The sequence below is a fragment of the Chelativorans sp. M5D2P16 genome (assembly GCF_034427935.1).
Lineage (GTDB): Bacteria > Pseudomonadota > Alphaproteobacteria > Rhizobiales > Rhizobiaceae > Chelativorans.
In genome coordinates this window covers 89,395-109,947 of sequence record NZ_JAXQNM010000030.1, presented here as the reverse complement: position 1 = coordinate 109,947, position 20,553 = coordinate 89,395, and the positions used below count along the sequence as shown (strand labels likewise).

The 20,553-nt window shown below is 64.9% G+C and carries 17 protein-coding genes; 9 read left to right on the top strand and 8 right to left on the bottom strand.

The features are described from left to right. Positions 1-209: 209 nt before the first annotated feature. From SIN08_RS15170 to SIN08_RS15155, 4 genes are read right to left on the bottom strand one after another with little or no spacing between them, the layout of a single operon-like run. Complete coding sequence (locus SIN08_RS15170) at positions 210-539, bottom strand: hypothetical protein (RefSeq protein WP_322452442.1); 330 nt, start codon at positions 537-539, stop codon at positions 210-212. Between the two features lie 57 nt (positions 540-596). Beyond that, a complete protein-coding gene (locus tag SIN08_RS15165) occupies positions 597-1,943 on the bottom strand; it encodes an acyclic terpene utilization AtuA family protein (protein ID WP_322452441.1) in 1,347 nt (448 codons plus the stop codon). Further along, on the bottom strand, positions 1,940-3,799 hold the full coding sequence (locus tag SIN08_RS15160) for a TRAP transporter fused permease subunit (protein WP_322452440.1): 1,860 nt from the start codon (positions 3,797-3,799) through the stop codon (positions 1,940-1,942). Before SIN08_RS15160 ends, SIN08_RS15165 begins: the two co-directional genes overlap by 4 nt. A 1-nt stretch (position 3,800) precedes the next feature. After that, on the bottom strand, positions 3,801-4,763 hold the full coding sequence (locus SIN08_RS15155; RefSeq protein WP_322452439.1) for a TAXI family TRAP transporter solute-binding subunit: 963 nt from the start codon (positions 4,761-4,763) through the stop codon (positions 3,801-3,803). Between the two features lie 96 nt (positions 4,764-4,859). Here SIN08_RS15155 and SIN08_RS15150 point away from each other — a divergent pair, with 96 nt between their 5' ends. Next, on the top strand, positions 4,860-5,774 hold the full coding sequence (locus tag SIN08_RS15150; RefSeq protein WP_322452438.1) for a LysR family transcriptional regulator: 915 nt from the start codon (positions 4,860-4,862) through the stop codon (positions 5,772-5,774). A gap of 323 nt (positions 5,775-6,097) precedes the next feature. After that, a complete protein-coding gene (locus SIN08_RS15145; RefSeq protein ID WP_322452437.1) occupies positions 6,098-7,390 on the top strand; it encodes an NCS2 family permease in 1,293 nt (430 codons plus the stop codon). Between the two features lie 168 nt (positions 7,391-7,558). On the opposite strand, the gene SIN08_RS15140 is transcribed toward SIN08_RS15145, so the two are convergent. The 3 genes from SIN08_RS15140 to SIN08_RS15130 all read right to left on the bottom strand — a co-directional run bounded on the left by SIN08_RS15140 (position 7,559) and on the right by SIN08_RS15130 (position 10,802). Continuing rightward, positions 7,559-9,109, bottom strand: a complete 1,551-nt coding sequence (locus tag SIN08_RS15140) for an aspartate aminotransferase family protein (protein ID WP_322452436.1) — start codon at positions 9,107-9,109, stop codon at positions 7,559-7,561. Beyond that, complete coding sequence (gene cysK, locus SIN08_RS15135) at positions 9,054-10,139, bottom strand: cysteine synthase A (protein ID WP_322452435.1); 1,086 nt, start codon at positions 10,137-10,139, stop codon at positions 9,054-9,056. The genes SIN08_RS15140 and cysK overlap by 56 nt, the downstream gene beginning before the upstream one ends. 123 nt (positions 10,140-10,262) lie before the next feature. Continuing rightward, positions 10,263-10,802, bottom strand: coding sequence for a cupin domain-containing protein (locus SIN08_RS15130; RefSeq protein WP_322452434.1), 540 nt, complete (start codon positions 10,800-10,802; stop codon positions 10,263-10,265). A gap of 158 nt (positions 10,803-10,960) precedes the next feature. Between SIN08_RS15130 and SIN08_RS15125 the strand changes: the two genes are divergently transcribed. Next, positions 10,961-12,937, top strand: a complete 1,977-nt coding sequence (locus SIN08_RS15125) for a BTAD domain-containing putative transcriptional regulator (RefSeq protein WP_322452560.1) — start codon at positions 10,961-10,963, stop codon at positions 12,935-12,937. Positions 12,938-13,171: 234 nt separating this feature from the next. Here SIN08_RS15125 and SIN08_RS15120 read toward each other — a convergent pair whose 3' ends face one another. Beyond that, positions 13,172-14,230, bottom strand: coding sequence for an AraC family transcriptional regulator (locus tag SIN08_RS15120; RefSeq protein ID WP_322452433.1), 1,059 nt, complete (start codon positions 14,228-14,230; stop codon positions 13,172-13,174). Positions 14,231-14,496: 266 nt separating this feature from the next. Between SIN08_RS15120 and SIN08_RS15115 the strand changes: the two genes are divergently transcribed. The 6 genes from SIN08_RS15115 to SIN08_RS15090 all read left to right on the top strand — a co-directional run bounded on the left by SIN08_RS15115 (position 14,497) and on the right by SIN08_RS15090 (position 20,524). Further along, positions 14,497-15,363: a sugar phosphate isomerase/epimerase family protein gene (locus SIN08_RS15115; protein WP_322452432.1), complete on the top strand. Its 867-nt coding sequence runs from the start codon at positions 14,497-14,499 to the stop codon at positions 15,361-15,363. Continuing rightward, a complete protein-coding gene (locus tag SIN08_RS15110; RefSeq protein ID WP_322452431.1) occupies positions 15,360-16,895 on the top strand; it encodes a sugar ABC transporter ATP-binding protein in 1,536 nt (511 codons plus the stop codon). The genes SIN08_RS15115 and SIN08_RS15110 overlap by 4 nt, the downstream gene beginning before the upstream one ends. Beyond that, entirely contained in the window at positions 16,892-17,875 is a 984-nt protein-coding gene (locus tag SIN08_RS15105; RefSeq protein ID WP_322452430.1) for an ABC transporter permease, read from the top strand. The genes SIN08_RS15110 and SIN08_RS15105 overlap by 4 nt, the downstream gene beginning before the upstream one ends. Beyond that, positions 17,872-18,864 (top strand): ABC transporter permease, encoded by a 993-nt coding sequence (locus SIN08_RS15100; protein ID WP_322452429.1) that lies wholly within the window; start codon positions 17,872-17,874, stop codon positions 18,862-18,864. Before SIN08_RS15105 ends, SIN08_RS15100 begins: the two co-directional genes overlap by 4 nt. Positions 18,865-18,939: 75 nt before the next feature. Then, a complete protein-coding gene (locus tag SIN08_RS15095) occupies positions 18,940-20,067 on the top strand; it encodes a substrate-binding domain-containing protein (RefSeq protein WP_322452428.1) in 1,128 nt (375 codons plus the stop codon). A 244-nt stretch (positions 20,068-20,311) separates the two neighbouring features. Continuing rightward, positions 20,312-20,524: a hypothetical protein gene (locus SIN08_RS15090; protein WP_322452427.1), complete on the top strand. Its 213-nt coding sequence runs from the start codon at positions 20,312-20,314 to the stop codon at positions 20,522-20,524. Positions 20,525-20,553: the final 29 nt, after the last annotated feature.

Here is a 20,553-nt window from a genome sequence, read left to right as displayed (position 1 = left end):
ATCGCATTGATCTCCTTCCTAAAAAATCTCCCGTTCCGCCGCCCGACTACAGTAGCCCAAAGTATGCCTGAACGACAGCAAAATGAAAGGTGCATCCGGCTGATATGGTAGGGGATGAATGGTAAGCCACCAGGCAGGTGCGTTGAAGGTGTACGGCCGGTCCGAAGGACCATCCCTCACCTGCAAGAGGGCTGAAAGCACCAAGGCTGTCAGCGTCGTTCCACCCCATGGGGCTCACCGGCGATCTCCATCTCCAGAACGACCGAGCCGATGCACTTGCCGTGCCCGTCGAGTGCGAGCGATCGGGTGACGCCACCCCGAAGGTTGCCTTTCAGGACGAAGTTCAACGCCTGCAGTTGCGGCAGCGCGAAGCGCGTGACCTCGCAGGCATCCAGTTGTCCGACATGCGTGGCAACACGCTCCGCCGTCACCTCACGCTCGATCAGCGGCCAATCCTCGGGACGATAGGCGATAACCGAGATATTCGAGATGTCGCCCTTGTCGCCGGTACGGGCATGGGCGATTTCGTGCAGCTTCATGGGACAGTCCTCGCCTTGACCGTGAATAGCGGGCCGTAGGAACCGGCCCGAGTAAATTCAGCGCAGATATGCAGTGGCCTCCTCCAGAACCTCAGCACGCACCGCCACCTCCGCGGCGGGCATCAGGGTCGAAGCGATAGCCAGGATTTCGCGCACGGAACGGGTCACCCCGCCGCCACCGGCCGGACCGCAAAGGTAAAGGCTCTCGACTTCCTCGCCCACGCGTTGAGCCGTAGCCTCGTCCGCACAGCGCGCGGCATAGCGCAGGCGGACCTCGGGCGGCTCCCAAGTTCCCGCACGAGGTCCCGGCAGGATCGAATCCAGACCGATCAAGTCGGCGCGATCCTCGCTGATCAACGCAGCGCAATCGGCGAGACGCTCGCGCAGCACCGCGATTCCGAGCCGCCCGCGGGCCACGCAATTCGCGCCTGCGTAGGAAATCTGCCCCTCGCCGCGCCAGCCGTCGCGATATCCGACCGAAACCTTGAGCTGTCCGGTTGCTGCCATTCCGGAAGCGCCCGAGACGGCAACCCGGTCAGGGCCGATCTCCTCGAGTGAAACGCCCGAGAAATCAGCGATGACGTCAGGTTGCAGGTAGCGGGCGGGATCGTGGATTTCGTAGAGCAATTGCTCGGTGCAGGTGGCGCGGGTGACCATACCCCCGGTGCCTGGAAGCTTGGTGACGATCGCGTTTCCGTCTTCGGCAACCTCGGCCAGGGGAAAGCCGATATGGGCGAGGTCGGGCACGTCCTTGAACCCGGGATCCGCGAAATATCCGCCCGTCACCTGTGCGGCGCATTCCAGCAGGTGGCCGACCAGCGTTCCGCGTCCCAACCGCACCCAGTCATCCATCGCCCAGCCGAAGCGGTGCACAAGGGGCGCGAGGAACAGCGCGGGGTCCGAGGCACGCCCGCAGATCACCACGTCGGCACCCGCATCCAACGCCTCGACGATGCCTGGAACGCCGATATAGGCGTTGGCCGAAACCAGCCGCTCGCCGAGCGCGCTGGCGCGCGCGCCGGTCTCGTCCAGGACGTAACCCTGGATACGGTCGAGCACATCGTCGCCCGTGACCGCCGCCACCCTCAGTGACAGCCCCAATTCACGCGCGATGGCGCAGGTGCGCTCGGCCGCGGCGCAGGGATTGGCGGCCCCCATATTGGTGACGATGCGCGTGCCGTTTCTTGCGCAGGCCGGCAGCACTGCCCGCATCCGCCGGGCCAGCAAGGGGTCATAGCCGGCCCCCGGGTCGGCCAGCCGCGCTTGTTGGGCCAGCGCAACGGTTCGCTCAGCGAGGCATTCGAAGACCAGGAAATCGAGCTCGCCCCGCTCTGCGAGGTCGACGGCGGGGGCGATTCGATCGCCCTGGAACCCCGCACCCGCGCCAATCCGCACGACGCTCATGCCGGCACCTTTTTCTGGAGACGTCCGACGGCGCGTGCGCCCAGGAAAACCGCCAGCGCGATGAAGGGGGTAGCGGGATGTGGCCAGATCGCCAGCGCAATCACGGCGAGCAGAAGAATCGTGTCGAGCGCTCGCCGCCCGATGAGCCGCGCGCCCGACAGGAGCGCCGGCACGGCAAGCACCAGGGCAAAACCCGCGGCCACGGCCTCGACGATGTCCAGGCCACTGCCGCGCAAGGTCATCCCCGGATAGATGAGCAGCAGGAAGGGCACGAGATAGGTCACTGCCCCCAGTCGCACCGCTTCGCCCGCAGCAGGAAGCCAGTTTGTATTGGCGATGCCCGAGCCGACGAAAACCGCGACACAGACCGGCGGGGTGATGACCGAGATCGTGGCAAAGTAGAAGACGAAGAGGTGCGCCGCGAGTGGATCGACCCCGACCGCGGTCATCGCGGGTGCAAGAACCGCGGCCACCAGCACATAGGCGGCGGTCGTCGGCAGGCCCATCCCCATGATGAGACAGACGGCACCGACGATCAGCGCCACCAACACGACCGAGTCGCCCGCAAGCGTCACGATCAGCGAGGAAAGGGTGACCCCGATGCCGGTCAGGTTGATCATGGAAACGAGAACCTGCGCGCCGGCGAGCAGCACGCCGATAATGACCATGCCCTTGCCCGCGTCCTCGAGCCCGTTGACGATCCGTTTCACCATGTCGCGCGGCCGCATCCGCCCGGCCTGCGTAACGACGAAGGCGATGAGCAGCCCGACGATGCCGTAGAAGGCCGAAGTTGCGATCGAGCGGCCCAGCCAGATGCCGATACCCAAACCGCCCAGCGCGGCAAGGATCGGCAGCACCCGGCGGGGTGCTGCGATCGTGCCCCAGGCGGGCAGCTCCTCCTCCGGCACGATGGCAAGGCCCCGGCGCAGGGCGACGAAATGCACGGTGACGAAGACCGAGACGTAGAACAGCACCGCCGGCAACACCGCGCCGGTGATGATGGTCAGGTACGGCACGCCCAGGATCTCGGCCATCACGAAGGCGGCGGCCCCCATAATCGGCGGCGCGATCTGCCCGCCGGTCGAAGCCACCGCCTCGACGGCCGCCGCAAAGGGGCGCGGATAGCCGAGACGGATCATCATCGGGATGGTGAAATTGCCGGTCGTTGCGACATTGGCGACGGCTGAGCCGGAGATCATCCCGAACATTCCACTGGCGATGGTGGCGATCTTGGCCGCGCCGCCGGGCTGGCGTCCGCCCAGCCGCATGGCAAGGTCCATGAACGCCTGGCCGCCGCCCGAATGCAAAAGCAGCGCGCCGAACAGCACGAAGGCCGCAATCACCGTAGCGGCAACGCCAGTCAGCATGCCCCAGATGCCGAGATCGCCCAGAAAGATCGTTTCGGTCACGAAGGCGCTGTCGAAACCGCGATGCCCCAACGCGCCGGGCAGCAGATTGCCGAAGAGCGCATAGCACAGCCCCAGCACCACCAGCGCCGGAAAGATTACGCCGACGGTGCGTCGCCCGAGTTCGAGCACCGCCAGCACCAGTCCCGCGGTCAGTGCCTTGTCGAGCGGCGTAGCCCAGGGCAACGAGGTCATGATCTCGTCGTAGTTCCAAACCACGTAGCCGCAGGCCGCCAGCGTCACCGCGTAGAGCGCAAGGTCAATGGCAAGTCCGAGCGGACGCCAGGGCTTCCCGGCGCCCAGCGGATAGAGCGCGAATCCCAATGCGGTCACCAGCGCGAGAAAGATCGCACGCTGGATCAACCCCTCGAAGGGGCCCGTTGCCGCAGTATAGAAAACAAAGGCCCCGACGAGGATCGCCAGCGCACTCTGGACGCGCTCCAGGGGCATGTCAGCCGCCGGGCTGCAGCTTGGCGGGAATGTCCAGCCCCTGTTCCTCGAACCAGCGCGCAGCGCCCGGGTGCAGCGGTATGGTCCCGTAGTCGAGCGTCATCTGCGCCAGATCGACTCCCTTGAGGCTGGCCATGGCGTTGGTCTGCGCGCTCTCGTCGGTCATGATGGCACTGACGATCTTGTAGGCCGTTTCCTCGTCCATCGAGGCGGGCGCGGCGACGCCGACACCGAAGCTCCATGTGGAATAGTCCGGGATGCCCTCGGCCGCACCCTCGGGGATATCCACGACCGAGATGTCGGGCATCTCGTCGCGCAAGGTCTGAACCTGCTCATTCGTCAGCCCGAGCACAGTGATATCGACCGATGTTGCGATATCCATCGTGGACCCGTCGAGCTTCTGCCCCGCACCGGATTTCACATAGCCCGCGACACGGTTGTCCTTGATCGCGCCCACGATGTCGGTGGTGGAGCCGCGCACGAAATCGGCCGTCAGGCCCAGTGTCTCAAAGACTGCCTCGGTCGTCGCCTCTGTGCTGGAGCCTTTGATGCCCGGATTGAAGCGCACGCCCTCCAGCCCCTCGAGGCTATCGACACCCGCATCCTCGCGCACCACAACATTCTGCGGCGCGTTCGTGTAGACCCAAAGCAGGCGCAGATCCTGCGGATTGCCGTCGAAGGCGTTGGTGCCGGAGACCGCGTGCTGGACCGTGTTGGTGGTCACAAGGCCGAGATCGACCTGTCCGCGCGCCATGCGGCGGATGTTGTCCATCGTGGCCCCTGTTTCGACCACCGAGGCGCTGAGGCCCTCCGCATTTTCGTTGATGAGCTGGCCGACGGCGACGAAGTAGCCGTAGTGGCTGGACGAGGCCGAGGTGGAGCCGATCAGAAGATCCGTGTCCTGCGCCAGAGCGGGCATGGCAAGCATGGTGGCCCCCAAAAGGGCGCAAATAGCGTGTTTCATTGATGTCCTCCCTTGAGGTCCCGAAGCCGGGATCGCGGCAACAGCATGGCTCAAGACATTTGTTGCCAGAAGTGCGAATTGATGCATTATTCATGAATGGATCGCAATAATCCCACACTGAGTGATTTCCACGCGGTTCTCGTGCTGCTGCGCAAAGGGTCCTTTCGAACGGCGTCGGACGAACTCGGGCTCTCACCCTCGGCCGTTTCGCGGCAGATCTCGGCGCTCGAGGCACGGCTCGGCACGCGCCTTTTCGACCGTGACACGCGCAACGTGGTGCCGACCGCTTCCGGCCGCGCGTTCGGCCGCGTGGCCGAGCGCATGGTGAATACGGCCGAGGATGTGATGGCCGAGTTCGACGCGCATCTTTCGGCGCGCAACGGGCGGCTGACGATCGCGGGGCTGCCATCGGTCACTGCGGGCCTTTTGCCGGGGTTGTTGCGCAGCTTCACCGCCGAATATCCCGACATCGACCTGCGTATCGTCGACGCGCTTTCGGGCAGCGTGCTCGAAGCGGTCGAGACGGGGGCTGCCGACATAGGCTTTACCGCGGGCACGGTATCGGCGCGCAGCCGCCTTGCTTTCCAGCCGCTGATGGACGACGCTTTCGTCGCCATCGGCGCGCCAGGCGGACCGCTGTCGGAAGATCGGCCCTATCGCTGGGTGGAACTGGTCGGGATGCCTTTCATCGCCATGGCTCAGGGTACCAGTGTGCGCGAACTGATCGACGGCGCCTGTCTGCGCATCGGCCATACGCTTGCGCCGCGCTTCGAGGTGGCGCATCTCGCTACAGCGGGCGCGCTGGTGGCCGAGGGGCTGGGCATCACGGCACTGCCGACACTCACCCTGCCGGTGTTGAGGACCGAGGCGCTGATCCAGCGGCCGATTCCGGATTTCGGCGCCCGCCGTCGCATCGGGCTGGTTCGCCGATCGGGGCGTTCGCTATCTCCACCGGCGCGTGCATTCCTGGAGCATGTACGCAAGTCCGGCATCGCCGAGCAAACGGGTTGAGCGGCGGTCCGGAACCTGTGGCAGCCAATGGTTGCGGCGACAGTTCGGGCCACATGTGGGAGGGCGGACGACATTACCGATGACGTCGTCGAGCATACGCGATCCAGCAAGATCGGCTCATATCGCGCCATCCGCCACAAGCTCATTCGAGTTCTAGTATTTTTTGAAACTGCTTCCGAAAGGGGCCGCTTGCCGTCAGCACCAGGGCTCCTTAGCCTCCCAGCGCCTGTTATGGGGGTCCCGAATGGGGTTTCGTTCTGGATTTGACTGATACCTGGGATTACGCCGGGGTGTGGTGCTGAGCACCCGATATGGGAGGAGAAATGCTCAAGAAATTCTTCGGGCTTGATGCGCTCGAAACGTCCGTGCGCACAGAGGTCGTCGCAGGTGTGACGACGTTCCTGACCATGTCGTACATCATCTTCGTCAATCCAGCCATCTTGTCGACGACGGGTATGGATCATGGTGCCGTATTCGTGGCGACCTGCCTTGCCGCGGCGCTTGGCACCCTGGTCATGGCGCTGTTGGCCAATTGGCCCATCGGCATGGCCCCCGGCATGGGCCTCAATGCCTTCTTCGCCTTCACCGTCGTCGGCACCATGGGGTTCACCTGGCAGCAAGCGCTGGGCGCAGTGTTCATCTCCGGTGTGATTTTCCTGATCCTCACCGTCACCGGCATACGCCGCTGGTTGATCGAAGGAATTCCGCAATCCATGCGCTGCGGTATCGTCGCGGGCATCGGCATGTTTCTGGCGATCATCGCGCTGAAAAGCTCCGAGATCGTCGTCGCCTCGGAAGCGACGTTCGTTACGCTGGGCGAACTCTCGGAGACCGGCCCGCTGCTCGCGATCCTCGGCTTCTTCATCATTGCCGCCCTCGACGCCTACAGGGTGCGTGGGGCGATCCTGATCGGCATCGTGATCATCACCGCGCTTTCCATGCTGCTCGGCATCAACGAGTTCCGGGGCGTCGTCTCCATGCCGCCCAGCATATTGCCGACCTTTCTGCAGCTCGACATCTGGGGTGCGCTGCATGGCGGCCTCCTGCACGTCGTCCTGGTCTTCGTACTCGTCGAGGTGTTCGACGCCACCGGCACGCTGATCGGCGTCGCCAAGCGGGCAGGCCTGATGAACCCGGACAGGCCGAACCGCCTCGGCCGCGCCCTGATGGCCGACAGCACGGCGATCATCGCGGGTTCGGCTCTCGGCACCAGCAGCACCACCGCCTACGTGGAAAGCGCTTCGGGCGTGCAGGCGGGCGGACGCACGGGGCTGACGGCGCTGGTCGTGGCGGGCCTCTTCATCGCCGCACTGATGTTCTCGCCACTTGCCGGCTCGGTGCCGGCCTACGCCACCGCGCCCGCGCTCCTCTACGTGGCAGCGCTGATGATGCGCGAGATCACGGAGGTGAAATGGGAGGAGATGACCGAGTCGGTGCCGGCGGTGCTGACGGCGGTGATGATGCCCTTTACCTACTCCATCGCCAACGGCCTCGCTTTCGGCTTCATCAGCTATGCCGTTCTGAAGGCGCTCACCGGTCGCTGGCGCGAGGTGCATCCGGCAACGTGGATCGTGGCGGCGCTGTTCATCGTGAAATTCATGTTCTTCTCAGAATAGCGAGAGGTCAAAACCCAGCACCGTTGAGAAGATGGTGCGGGTCTCTATCGATATCATCGCGGCGGCCCCCTGAACCCAAGCGATGCGGCCGGGCGCCAGCGCCAAGTGCGAATGTGCGGGTTGAGCAGTTGAACGATCCTCCCCGGCCCGGCCTCCTGAACCGGAGGACTACGCACCGGAGATGTGGCGCCCGAGCCGCACTGCTTCGTCAACAAGGAGCCTTAGGTCTTCGCGGCGCGTTCGATGATTGTTGATGGCAACCCTCAGGCAGTGCTCGCCATGCACCGTCGTGTCGGAGAGCGCCGCCGTACCCAGCTCCTGCAGGCGCAACATGATCTCTATATTGAGCGCCTTCAGAGACTCGCCGTCCACCCCCTTTGGGCGAAAGCGAAAGCACACGATGTTGATGCTCGTCGGCGCAACAAGTTCAAGAAGAGGCTCGTTTCTGATCAACCGGCTGAGAAAGGCAGCTTGGGCGATGTTCTGGTCGATCAATCGGCCGAACTTTTCCACGCCGTGCTCCTTCAGCGCCATCCAGACCTTTAAGGCCCGGAAGCCGCGGGTGGTCTGCAGGCCGTATTCGTGCAGCCATGCAGCGGACGCTAGGCCACGCGGCGTCGATTCCAGATATTCGGGTGTAACTGCAAAGGTGTCTCGGTGAGCCGAAGCGTCCCGTATCAGGACGCAGCCGACCTCGAAGGGAGCGTGCAGCCATTTGTGGGGATCGAGGGCGATGGAATCGGCATGCTCGATGCAGGCGACGCGGTGTCCGTTCTTTGGCGCAATGGCCATAAGCGCGCCAATGCAGCCGTCGACGTGGAGCCAGAGGTCCTCTTCCGCCGCCAACCGGGCCAGGGCTTCAAGGTCGTCGATGGCGCCCGTGTTTACCGTCCCGGCGGTCGCGATCACGCAGGCTGGATGGAATCCGCCGGCGCGATCCTCCGCGATCGCCTTCTTCAGGGCGGGTATGTCGATCCGCAGGTCGCGGTCTGTCGGAATACGCCGCAGGGCCCGGTTTCCCAGCCCCAGCGCCTCCAGGGCCTTGCGGTGGCAACTGTGGGCCTGGTCCGAGCCATAGAAGCGCAGCGGCTTGTCGATAGAGGCTACGCCCTCTTCCCGTACGTCGACGCCCGCCTTGACGTTCCGAGCCACGGTCAGTGCGATGAGGTTGGACATCGAGCCGCCGCTAACCAGGGTGCCGCTGGCCGAAGCCGGAAAGCCGATCATCTGCTTGCACCAGTTCACCACCTGGCCGTCCAAAAGGGCTGCGGCATGGTTGCCGCCGCCGAGATTGGAGCCTTGGACCGCCGCCAGGAAATCCGCCAGCGCCCCGGTGAAGTTGCCCGCGCCCATGTACCAAGACCAGAAGCGCGGATGAATATTGCCCATCGGATAGGGCATCACATTCTCCGCCACCTCGCGGTAGACTTCGGCCAGCGGCGCGGGCGACCGCGGAAGGGAAGCCTCGAAGAAGGTCTTCACTTCCGGAGGCATCTCCTGCCAGACGGGCCGTCTGCCGATATCACGCAGATAGGCGATGGAATCATCGACGATGCGGTGCGAGAGGGCCTGCACGTCGCTCCAGTCGCCCGGGTCGAGCGTTTCTTCCGCCACATCCCGGGCGTTCTCCACATTGTTCACGGCTGCCTCCCTGCCGTCGCCGTCAAGCGGCGAATTGAAAGCCCGGCGTGGAGCGCGAAAGGGCGAGTTCCTCTTCATCCATATCCGCTTCGATCGTCTCGAAGAGCGGCGTGGTCAGATAGCGCTCACCGGTGTCGGGCAGCATGCACAGAATGACGGAGCCCGAGGGCGCCTGCTCCGCGACCTGCCGCGCCGCGGCGAAGGTTGCGCCGCCGGAGATGCCGGTGAAGATGCCTTCTTTCTGCGCCAGCGCCTTGGCCCATTTGATGCCTTCGGGGCCCGCGACCGGAATCACCTCGTCGTAAAAGCGCGAGTCGATCGCCTCTTGAAGGACGTGCGGGATGAAATCCGGGGTCCAGCCCTGAATCGGGTGCGGCTCAAAGGCCGGGTGGCTGACGGCCGGCGCGCCGTCGGGCGCCCGCTCCTGGGCATGGCCGCTGCCGATAAGCTGGGCGTTCGCCGGCTCGCTGAGCACGATCTTCGTCTCGGGGCGTTCCTTGCGCAGCACCCGCCCGACGCCGGCGACGGTGCCGCCCGTGCCATAGCCGGTCACGAACCAGTCGAGCCGGGAACCGGCAAAATCGTTTATGATCTCCCGTGCCGTTGTCGATTCATGGATGTCGGCATTGGCTTCCGTCTCGAACTGGCGCGCAAGGAACCAGCCATTGGCCTCGGCCAGTTCGACGGCCTTTCTGTACATGCCGAAGCCCTTCTCGGCCCGCGGCGTCAGCACCACCTTGGCCCCGAGCATGCGCATGAGCTTACGGCGCTCGACCGAGAAACTGTCGGCCATGGTCACGACGAGCGGGTAGCCCATCTGGGCGCAGACCATGGCAAGGCCGATGCCGGTATTGCCGCTGGTCGCCTCGACGACGGTCTGCCCCGGCTTGAGAGCTCCGGTACGCTCGGCCTCTTCGATGATGTTGAGCGCCAGCCGGTCCTTCACGGAAGAAGCCGGATTGAAGAACTCCGCCTTCACATAGATGCTCGCGTGGTCCACGCCGAGATTGTTGATCCGGATAGCGGGCGTGTCGCCCACCGTATCGAGAATGCTGTCGAACAGGCGGCCGCGGCCCGCTGTCGTTCGTATTGTCGCTGGAAAGGACATGAGAGCTATTCCTTGTCTGTTGCGATCCTGTTCCACTGGGATGTGCGGCGAGGCCGCCGGTAACGGCGACCTCGCTCTATCGGGGCTGCGCCCGGTTTTTCAGGCAAGCCGAGCATCATAGACCTAGTTTGTTCGTGGGTCGTCCCCGGGGTTTACATACTCCACCCCGAACGGGCCGATGCTGTTGAGCTGGACAACGGTCTCACGATCCGTCCAGGCGTAATGTGCCATGCCGACGGGGATGCGCACGAAACTGCCCGGCTCGAGCAACGGTGCCGATTCCTGGTCGAACTCCTTTCCGGCCCCCATGCCGAATGCGCCGGAAATCACCGTCACATGCTCCTCCTTCGGATGCAGGTGCGGCGGTATCCTGTAGTTTGCGGGAAATTTCAGCCGGAGCACGAACTGGCCTTCCTCAGCCGGATTGCCATGAAGCACCGCGAATTCGGCGCCGGGCGGCAAGGTGGGCGGGCCGGGCTTCCATGCCACCTGGTCCGCGGTCACGGTCACGTGGTGCGCGTCGTCGGCAAATGCGGGCGTCGATACGACAAGGACAGCGCCCAGCGCCGCGACGCTGCAAAGCGCCGGCACAGAAGCGCGGCGTGCATAACGCAGGTTCATTTCATCCTCCTCTTTATCACTCTGTTTTTCGGTTCGTTCCATGGAGCAGAAGCGCCGGGCGGCGGGTGATGCTTCGCTCGATCCGGGATGCTGCCCATTGCGTTTCATGATAAGGTGCGCGCGACGAGCCCATCGTGGGAGGAGACGTGGAAACGCGCGTGGAATCCGCTACGCTGGGCGCCGGCAGCGTTCAGATCCGGATGCTCGGCCCGCTGACCATCGACCGGAACGGTACCACGCTGGACCTTCCGGGATCGCGAAAGATGCGGGCGCTTTTTGCCTATCTGGCGCTTGCCCCGCGTGCGGTCGGCCGCAGCCGGCTATGCGAGCTTTTCTGGGACGTCCCGAACGATCCGCGGGGTGAGCTGCGCTGGTGCCTGAGCAAGCTGCGAAGCATTCTCGACGAGCCCGGAAGGGACCGGGTCGTGACGTCGAGCGACATGGTCGCGCTCGATCTTGGCGATTGCTTCGTGGATGCCGTCGAGATTTCCACTGCGGCGAAGGAGGGCATTGAAAAGCTCGATCAAGACCGGCTGCGCATGCTCTCCGGCCTTTTCGCCGGTGATTTCATGGAAGGGCTGGAGATCGACCGCAGCCCGCAGTTCGACAGCTGGCTCGTCGCGCAAAGGCGCCGTTTCAGGGCCTGCCATACGGCTGTGCTTGAACATCTGGTCAAATGTCTTCCGGCCGGTAGCGATGAGGTCTTCCCTCTCCTGGATAGATGGATAGAGCTTGCCCCCTATGACCGGCGCGCGCACGTGCTGCTGCTGCGCGCTCTGTGCGGGCACGGCAAGATCGGCGAGTGCGAGGAGCATCTTGCTGCCACGGCAAAAGTCTTCGAATCCGAAGAGCTGGACTTCGGTCCGATCCGGGAGGCATGGCGGACCATTCGCGACGGGCGAGCGGGCGCATCACGCTCCGTCGGAACCGCCCCGGCGACTCCCGTGCCTTCGTTGGTGGTCGGCGCTGCCGAGGTTGGCACACTTTCATCTCCCCGCGCTTCACTTGCCGTGATGCCTTTCATCAATCAGCCGGCGGAGGATGGCATTCGCGGCGGACCGGCCGAAGGCCTTACCCAGGACATCATCACGCGCCTTGCCAAACTTCGAAGCCTGTTCGTGATCGCACGCGGCTCCGTCTTCGCCCTGGCGGAACGGAATATCGGGCCGGAGGAAGCCGCTCGGATGCTGAATGTCGACTATGTCGCCGGCGGAACGATGCGGCGGCAGGCGGGCCGCCTCACCGTCGCCATTGAGCTAGTCGAGGCGCGCACGGCCAGGATCGTCTGGGCGGAGGTTTTCGACCGCAAGGCGGACGATGCTTTCTTCGTCCTCGACGAAATCGGCAACAGAATCGTTTCCTCGATCGCCAACGAAATCGAGATGGCCGAAAGAAACCGCGCCATCCTCAAGCCGCCCAGTTCTCTAAATGCGTGGGAGGCTTATCATCGCGGCCTGTGGCACATGTACCGCTTCACCAAGGGGGACAACGAGCAGGCGGCGCACTTTTTCGAGACGGCCGTGCGGCTGGATCCGACCTTTGCCCGCGCTCATGCCGGCCTGTCCTTTACCCATTGGCAGAACGCATTTCAGCACTGGGCGGACCGCCAGCGCGAGACCGACCTTGCATTCGATGCGGCCGGCCGCAGCCTGATCGTGGACGAGCACGACCCGGCGGCGCATTGGGCGATGGGGCGGGCCCTCTGGCTTCGCGGCCGACATGAGGAATCTCTGGGCGAGTTGGAACAGGCCGTGGACCTTAGTCCGAATTTCGCGCTCGGCCATTATGCGCTCTCCTTCGTTCAGTCCCAATCAGGCGATCCGCGTGCAGCCATCGGGGCGTCTGATCATTCCCGCAGCCTGAGCCCGTTTGATCCATTGCTGTTCGGCATGCTCGGTGCACGCGCGATGGCGCATGTGCGCATGGGCGAGTTCGATCATGCCGCAGAGTGGGCCTTGAGGGCGGCGGCACGTCCGAACGCCCACATCATCATCCGGGCGATCGCTGCGCATTGCCTTGCATTGGCCGGTCGGGTGGAGGAGGGGCAGGCTTACGCGCGGTCCATCCGCGAGACCCTTCCGAGCTATAATGTCGATGATTTCCTCGCCACCTTCAGGTTCGCTCCAGATGCCGAGGCTCTCTTCCAGAAAGCCGCAAAACGGGTCGGCTTGGGCTAGAGCGATTCCAGGAAAAGTGGAAGCCGGTTTTCCGTCCGGAATTGCGTGGAAACAAATGGTTAGATCAGTTCACCGTTTCGGTGAAACGGTGAACTGATCTAGCTCCAGAGGGTGCAGTCGGACAATTTCCCCGGCTTTTCTTTGTCGCGCACAGCACCGATCCGCCATTCGGCGAGGAACGGGCCTTTGGATCGACGGCAATCACGCTTCCGGCACCCAAGACGGTGAACCGCCTTACGTTGCGGCCGTGTCGCGGAAGCGGGCTGTTTCCATCGGCGTTATTCCGAAGCGGCGCCGGTAGCAGGTGGCGAAATACTGGCTCGAGGAAAAGCCGCACTCATGGGCGATCCGGGTCACGGTGCCCCGGCCCGCGGCCAATTTGTGACGCGCCGCCTCCAGGCGGATCAACTGGAGGTAGCGCACCGGCGACATATTGGTGAGCGCCACGCAGTGCTGGGAAAACTGCGTGCGCGAGAGGTTGCATTCGGCTGCCATGTTCTCGAGCGTCCAGTCCTCGTCGAGCGCGTGCTCGAGCCGGCTGAGGAAGATCTGCACCGTGCGCTTGGAACTGGTCAGTTCCGAATCGAGACCCGGCTCCTGCAACTGGAGTTGCTGCATGAATTGCAGGAGCATCATGGAGATGGTCAGCCGGAGAAGGGTCTCCTGGCCGCCGATATCGCCCGTCAGCACGATATCGTCGATCTTGCGGAAGAGGCGCGCCACCTCGCGGCTGGCGCGGCAGAAGGGCTGCTCGTTGCGCGAAAGAAGCAGGGTCAGCCGCTTCCGGTCCTGCTCGGACCAGGCGAGCCAGTCGGGCCAGTACCATTGCTCATGCGGCCGGCGCACCCCGACGTCGAACAGCACCCAGATGATATGGCTCGCCACCACATGCGGATCGCCGAAGGCATGCAACTGCCACGGACGGACGACGAACATGTCCCCTGCGCGCAATTCGTGCTTCGCGCCGTCCAGTGTCAGCGTCATGGAGCCGCGCGCCAGATAGGCGATCTTGACCCCCTCGTTGCAGTGCAGCTTGAGACCCCAGTCCTGCGGCGCCGTCGCATCCCAGCCTCCTACGGACAGGACCTGCGGCAGGGCTTCGCCCAGATCCCTGCCGGGATAGCGTCGCCGTGTCCAGGCATTGAGCACGACCTTGCCGGCCAGCGAGGCCTCAAGGAGGTCGTTGCAGTTGCCGGCGTAAAGAAGCGCTCCCGGCTCGCGGAAGACGGCCGGGCGGGAGAGCGCCCGCTGGCGCCTGAACATATTCGATGCGGAAACGTCGAGAATGTTCAAAATTTACCGCCGTATCCAGTTGAACGCCAGACCGCATCCCAATCGCCAATGATCGGAATTGCGTCGCGCACCATCCAGCCTACGGTTCGGAGTGTGCGCAAGTCAATGATTGCGAGGCGGAGAAGAAGGCGGCGGAGGACGGAAACGCTGCCGTGGAATGCCACGGCATACGTTGGGTTTCGGATGTTCAAAATCCGCCAGAGGCCCCAAAGCGCCTCGCTAGGATGAGCAGCCGGACCGCCGCGTGATCGGGAGGAGGAGCGCCGATGCCCTTTGGCATCAACCTGTTGTGCCTGACGGATTTCGTCGAGGAGAAACATCTCGACACGATCAGCCTCATCAAGCGGATCGGCTATGACGGCGTCGAGGTCTGCGTACTGCGCGGCGATCCGGACCATTACGCCTGGCTGGGCGGCGAACTGGACCGTCTCGGCCTGAGGCGGACCACCACCTCGATCGTCCCATCTCCCGATGCCGACCCCACCAGCGCCGACCCGGACGTGCGCCGGCGCGGCATCGCGCATCTGGACTGGGCGCTCGATTGCGCCATCGCGCTCGGGGCCGAAAGCGTCGGCGGTCCGTTCCACGCGCCGATCGGTCATTTCACGGGTGCAGGGCCGACAGCGACGGAATGGGCGCGCGGAGCGGACGCCCACCGCGCGATGGCCGAACGCGCAGCACGACACGGCATGATCCTGAGCCTCGAACCCCTCAACCGTTTCGAGACGCATTTTCTCAACACGGCGGAGCAGGCGCGTGCCTACGTCAACCTTGTCGGCCACCCTGCCTTCAAGATCATGTACGACACGTTCCATGCCAATATCGAGGAACAGGACCAGAGCCGCGCCCTTGCGACACTCGGCAACAGCGTGGGCGTCCTCCACATTTCCGAGAACGACCGCGGCATTCCAGGCCGCGGGCACATCGATTTCCCGGCCATCTTCCGAGCGGCGCAGGCGGCGGGGTTCGACGGCTGGGTAACACTTGAAGCCTTCGGCGCCGGACTGCCGGCCATTGCCGCAGCGACGCGGGTCTGGCGGCCCCTGTTTCCCGACCACGAGACGCTCTTCCGGGAGGGCCTTCGATTCATGCGCGAGGGCTGGAGCAAGGCCGCAGCGGAGACGACCGCATGAGCGAAGCCGTGCCGGAAAGCCACAGCACCGCACCGATCCTGGAGATGCGCGGCATCGTCAAGACCTTCCCCGGCGTACGCGCGCTGGACGGGGTGGGCTTTCACTGCGGGCGCGGCGAGGTGCGGGCGCTGGTCGGCGAAAACGGTGCCGGCAAGTCGACGCTGATCAAAATCCTGAGCGGAGTCTATCAGGCCGACAGCGGGTCGATCCTGCTCGAAGGCAGCGCGGTGGCGTTCAACCATCCGGTGGAATCGCTGGCCGCCGGTATCTCCGTGATCTATCAGGAATTTTCGCTGCTGCCAGACCGCACCGTGGCCGACAACATCTTCCTGGGCCGCGAGCCGGTGCGCCGCGGCATTATGGATCGCGCACGCATGCGGCGCGAAACGCGCGAAGCGCTGGCACTCTTCGGCAGCGGCCACGGCATCGAGCCGGACAGCCTTGTCTCCGAACTCGGGATCGCCCAGCAGCAGATGGTCGAGATCGCCAAGGCCGTCTCGCTGGAGGCCCGCGTGGTGGTCATGGACGAGCCCACGGCCGCGCTCGACGAGAACGAATGCGCTGTGCTCTTCTCGATCATCGAGCGGCTGAAGCAGCGTGGCACGGCCGTCGTCTACATCACCCACCGCATGCGCGAGGTCACACGGCTGGCCGACACCGTGACCGTCCTCAAGGACGGCAGCGTCGCCGCCGAATTCGATCACCTGCCTGAGCCTTCGCGCATCGTCAACGCGATGGTCGGCCGCGCGCTTGCCGACTTCTATCCGCCGGCGGCCGCCCCGGAAGAGATCGGCGACCCCGTCCTCACGGTGCGCGGCGGCGGCAATGACCGGCTCTTCGACATCGATTTCGATCTGCGGGCCGGCGAGATCACCAGTTTCGCCGGCATTCAGGGCGCCGGGCGGACGGCGGTCGCCCTGGCCCTGTTCGGGCGCGATCCCTTTACGCGCGGAACGGTAACCCTGGCGGGCAAGGAAGTGCGTTTCAAGCGGCCGCGCGAGGCGATCCGCGCCGGCCTCACCATCGTGCCGGGAGACCGCAAGGCGGAGGGCCTTTTCCTGATGCAGCCGGTGATCGACAACGGCATGGTCAGCGCCCGTGCGTTCGCGGGGATGCTCGGCTCCCACAAGGGCTCCGCCGCGCTCACCACGGCCGGGATGGAGGCGCTGTTCGACCAGCTGGATGTACGCGCGGCCGATTACGACCAGGAGATCCAGTTCCTCTCCGGCGGCAACCAGCAGAAGGTGGTCGTCGCACGCTGGCTGTCGCTCGCCCCGAAGGTGCTCATCTTCATCGAGCCGACGCGCGGCGTCGACGTCAACGCCAAGGCCGGCATCTACGATCTCATGCGTGAGCTGGCGCGCGGCGGTGCGGCGATCATGATGGTCTCGTCGGACCTGCCCGAGGTGCTGGGCGCCTCCGACCGGATCCTGGTGATGCGCGAAGGCCGCATCGTGGCGGAACACCGCCGCGGGGTCAGCGAGGCCACCATCATGGCGGATGCCACCGGGCACGTGGAGGTCGCGGCATGAGCCTTTCCGCCGCGCCCGCGCGCCGGCCGCGCATCCGCTTCGAGACCGTCGCTCCGGCGGCGATCCTGGCAGCGGCGGTCGTCATCTATGTCGTCCTCATCGTCGCCACAGGCCAGACCCACTATCTGAGCGCGGGAAATCTGGTCGGTGTGCTCAGCCGTTCCATCGCGCTGGCGATCACCGCCATCGGCCAGACCTTCGTCATTCTGACGGCGTCCATCGACCTCTCCGTGGCGGCACTGATTTCGGCGTCCGCCGTGTTGGCCTCGGTGGTGATGGGCGGCGACCCGGCCATGATCGTGCCGGCCATCGCCGCGGTTATGGCGCTTGGCGCTGTCGTCGGGCTGATCAACGGCCTGGTGGTCGCCAAGCTCGAGGTCAACCCGCTGATCGCCACCCTCGGGATGGCGCTCATCATCCAGGGTTGTCTGTCGGCTTTCGTCTCCAACTTCGCCGGTGCGGTGCCACGCACCTTCCAGTTCTTCGCCTACGGCACGTTTTTCGGCTTGCCCTTCAGCCTCGTCGTCCTAGGCGCCCTGGTCGTGCTCTCCTGGTTCGTACTGCGCTTTACGCGCTTCGGCGCCAACATCTATTCCGTCGGCGGCAACAGGGATGCCGCCCGCTTCGCCGGCATCAAGACCGCCCGCGTGACGATCGCCGCCCATGTCGTGTGCTCGCTCTGCGCAGCACTCGCCGGGCTCTATCTGGCGAGCCGTCTGGGCTCGGGCGCGCCGTGGATCGGCCGCGAGGGCATGTACGACCTGGAATCCATCGCCGTCGTCGTCATCGGCGGCACCATCCTGGCCGGCGGGCGCGGCGGGGTATGGGGCACGGTGGCAGGCGTGCTGATCTTCGCGCTGATCGATTCGCTCTTCAATATCGTCGGCATGAACGCCTTCGCCAAGCAGGTGCTGCGGGGCATCATCATCATCGCCGCCGTCGGATTCTATTCCGTCCGCTCGCAGAGGATCGCGGCATGAGCGAGGGGGCCGTGCGCAAGAGGCAGGAAAGCCGCTCCCGCCGGCGCCTGCCGGCGATCAATCCGATCTGGTTCGTGCTGGTGGCGCTGATCGTCGCCCTCATCGTCTACAACCCCTATTTCGTGCAGCCGGTCGGCTACATGAATTTCCTGAAGCGCGCCGCGCCGCTCGCCATCCTGGCCGCCGGCCAGGTCTATGTGATCGTCTCGGGCGGCTTCGACCTTTCCGTCGGCTCCACCATCACCCTGACGGTGATCGGCTCGTCCATGCTGCTCGACAACGATCCGGACGCCACCTGGTGGGTGATCGCCCTCATGTATGCGGTCGGCCTGGCGGTCGGCCTCGTCAACGGGCTGGTCGTCTCAGTCCTGAGAGTGCCCTCGCTGATCGCCACGCTGGGCATGATGATCACGCTGGGGGGAGTGGCGCTCGTCTGGTCGGGTGGGGCACCGCGCGGCTACCTGCCGGACACCTTCCGCTATTTCGGGCGCACCAACATTCTCGACGTGCCCGTGGTCAACATCCTGCCGGTCTCGCTGATCGTCCTTGCCGTCTTCGACGGTGCGCTCTGGTGGCTCATGCACCGCACCAATTACGGGCGGCTCGTCCACGCCGTCGGCGACAATCCCCGCGCGGCCATGCTCGCCGGCATACCGGTCACCCGCGTGCGCGTGATCGCCTTCGTGCTCTCGTCGCTGTCGGCGGTCACGGCCGGTATCCTGCTCGGCGGCTTCGCAGGCGTCTCCACCGACGTCGGGCGTGGCTATGAATTGCAGGCGATCACGGCCGCCGTCCTGGGCGGCGCGCAGCTTCTCGGCGGCCGCGGCTCGGTCTCGGCCAGCATCGCCGGCGCGCTGACGCTGACGGCCATATTCACCCTGCTCAATTTCGTCGGGCTGCCGCAGCCCGTGCGCGAGGTGGTGCAGGGCGTGATCCTGATCACGGCGGTCGCCTACGCCATGCACCGGCGGCGGCATGCCGCCCGATGAATTCGCGGGGTCCGCCAAATGCGGGAAGCCGCGGATCCTGTGAGAAAGTACGGCAATGAAAGGGAGCGAAACGACATGAAGAGAGTGATCGCATTGAGCGCCGCGCTCGGCCTGATGGTCGCGGGCGCCTGGGCACAGAGCCCGAATTTCGACGATCCGGAGGAGTTCGAGAGGCAGCGCCAGCAGCTCCAGATGGAACCGATGGGGGCCGAGGGCGAGCCCTGGGCGCAATATCTCGAGGATTCGATGGTCGACACCTCGGAATACGCCAAGGAAGGTCCCTATACGGTCTGCTTCTCGAACGCCGGCGTCAACAATCCCTGGCGCGTGGTCGGCTGGACCAACATGCAGGCCGAAGCCGAGCTCCACCCCGAGATCGAGGAGCTGGTCCACGTCGACGCCGAGGGCTCGGACGACAAGCAGATCGCGGACATCGGCGATCTTCTGGCGGGCGGCAACTGCGACATCATGATCGTCTCGCCGAACACCACGGCAGCGCTGACCCCCGCCGTCGAGCAGGCTTGCCAGCAGATGCCGGTGATCGTCTTCGACCGCGGCGTCAACACCGACTGCCCCGTCACCTTCATCCATCCGGTGGGCGGCTACGGCTTCGGCATCCAGGGAGCGGAATTCGTGGCCGAGAACGTCGACGAGGGCGCCAACGTGCTCATGCTGCGCATCCTGCCCGGCGTCGACGTGCTGGAGACACGCTTTTCCGCCGGCCGGCGCATCTTCGAGGAGGCCGGCCTCAACATTGTCGGCGCCGAGTTCACCGACGGCGACAACGCCAAGACCAAGTCGATCGTCCAGGACTATATCCAGCGCGGGCCCATCGACGCGGTGTGGATGGACTCCGGCGCCACCGCCGTAGCGGCCATCGAAGCCTTCGAGGACAACGGGTTGGAAGTGCCGGTCTTCGTCGGCGAGGACCAGCAGGACTTCCTGCAGAAGTGGAAGGCCATGGGGCTGACGGCGATCGCGCCGACCTATCCTACCTATCAGTGGCGCACGCCGATCATCGCCGCGCTGAAGATCCTCAACGGCGAGGAGGTCCCGGGGCCGGAATGGGTGCTGCCGCAACCGGCGATCACCGCCGAGACCCTCGACGACTACGTCAACGAGACGATGCCGCCGCTGCACTACGCCATGTGCGGCTGCGAGGAACTGCCGGGCTATCCCGAACGCTGGGGCGGCGGTCGGTAGGCGGTTCACTTGAAACGGGCGCGCAGGCGCCCGTTTCATTGCGAGACGCCCGGATTACCCGCCGCAACAATCAGTGTGTCCATCGAAATCCCGTCACACTTGTCACTCTCACCCGGCATCCGCCCCGCCTTATATTCCCACTCGATCCTGCAACGGCGGGGAACAGCGGCAATCGAGCGGGAGCCAAGGAATGGCAATACCGGCAGCAAACAACGGAAGCGCAGTGGCTCGGCGGGCGCGCGATATGGCCGGCTGGCTCACCTACGCCGCCTCGCCGACCTTCGCTATCATGGGCCTGATCGCTGCGAACGATGCGACCCGGATTGCACTTTGCTCCGCAGCTACGAGCATCCTTCCGATCGACGGCATGACCGCGATGTACCTGCTGATGAGCCTCTTCCACCTGCCGCCCTGGCTGAGGCTTGCATCCACCGCTGAGCGCGTGTCGAACCGATAATCAGAAGGGGTGGCCACGCCCAACTCTCC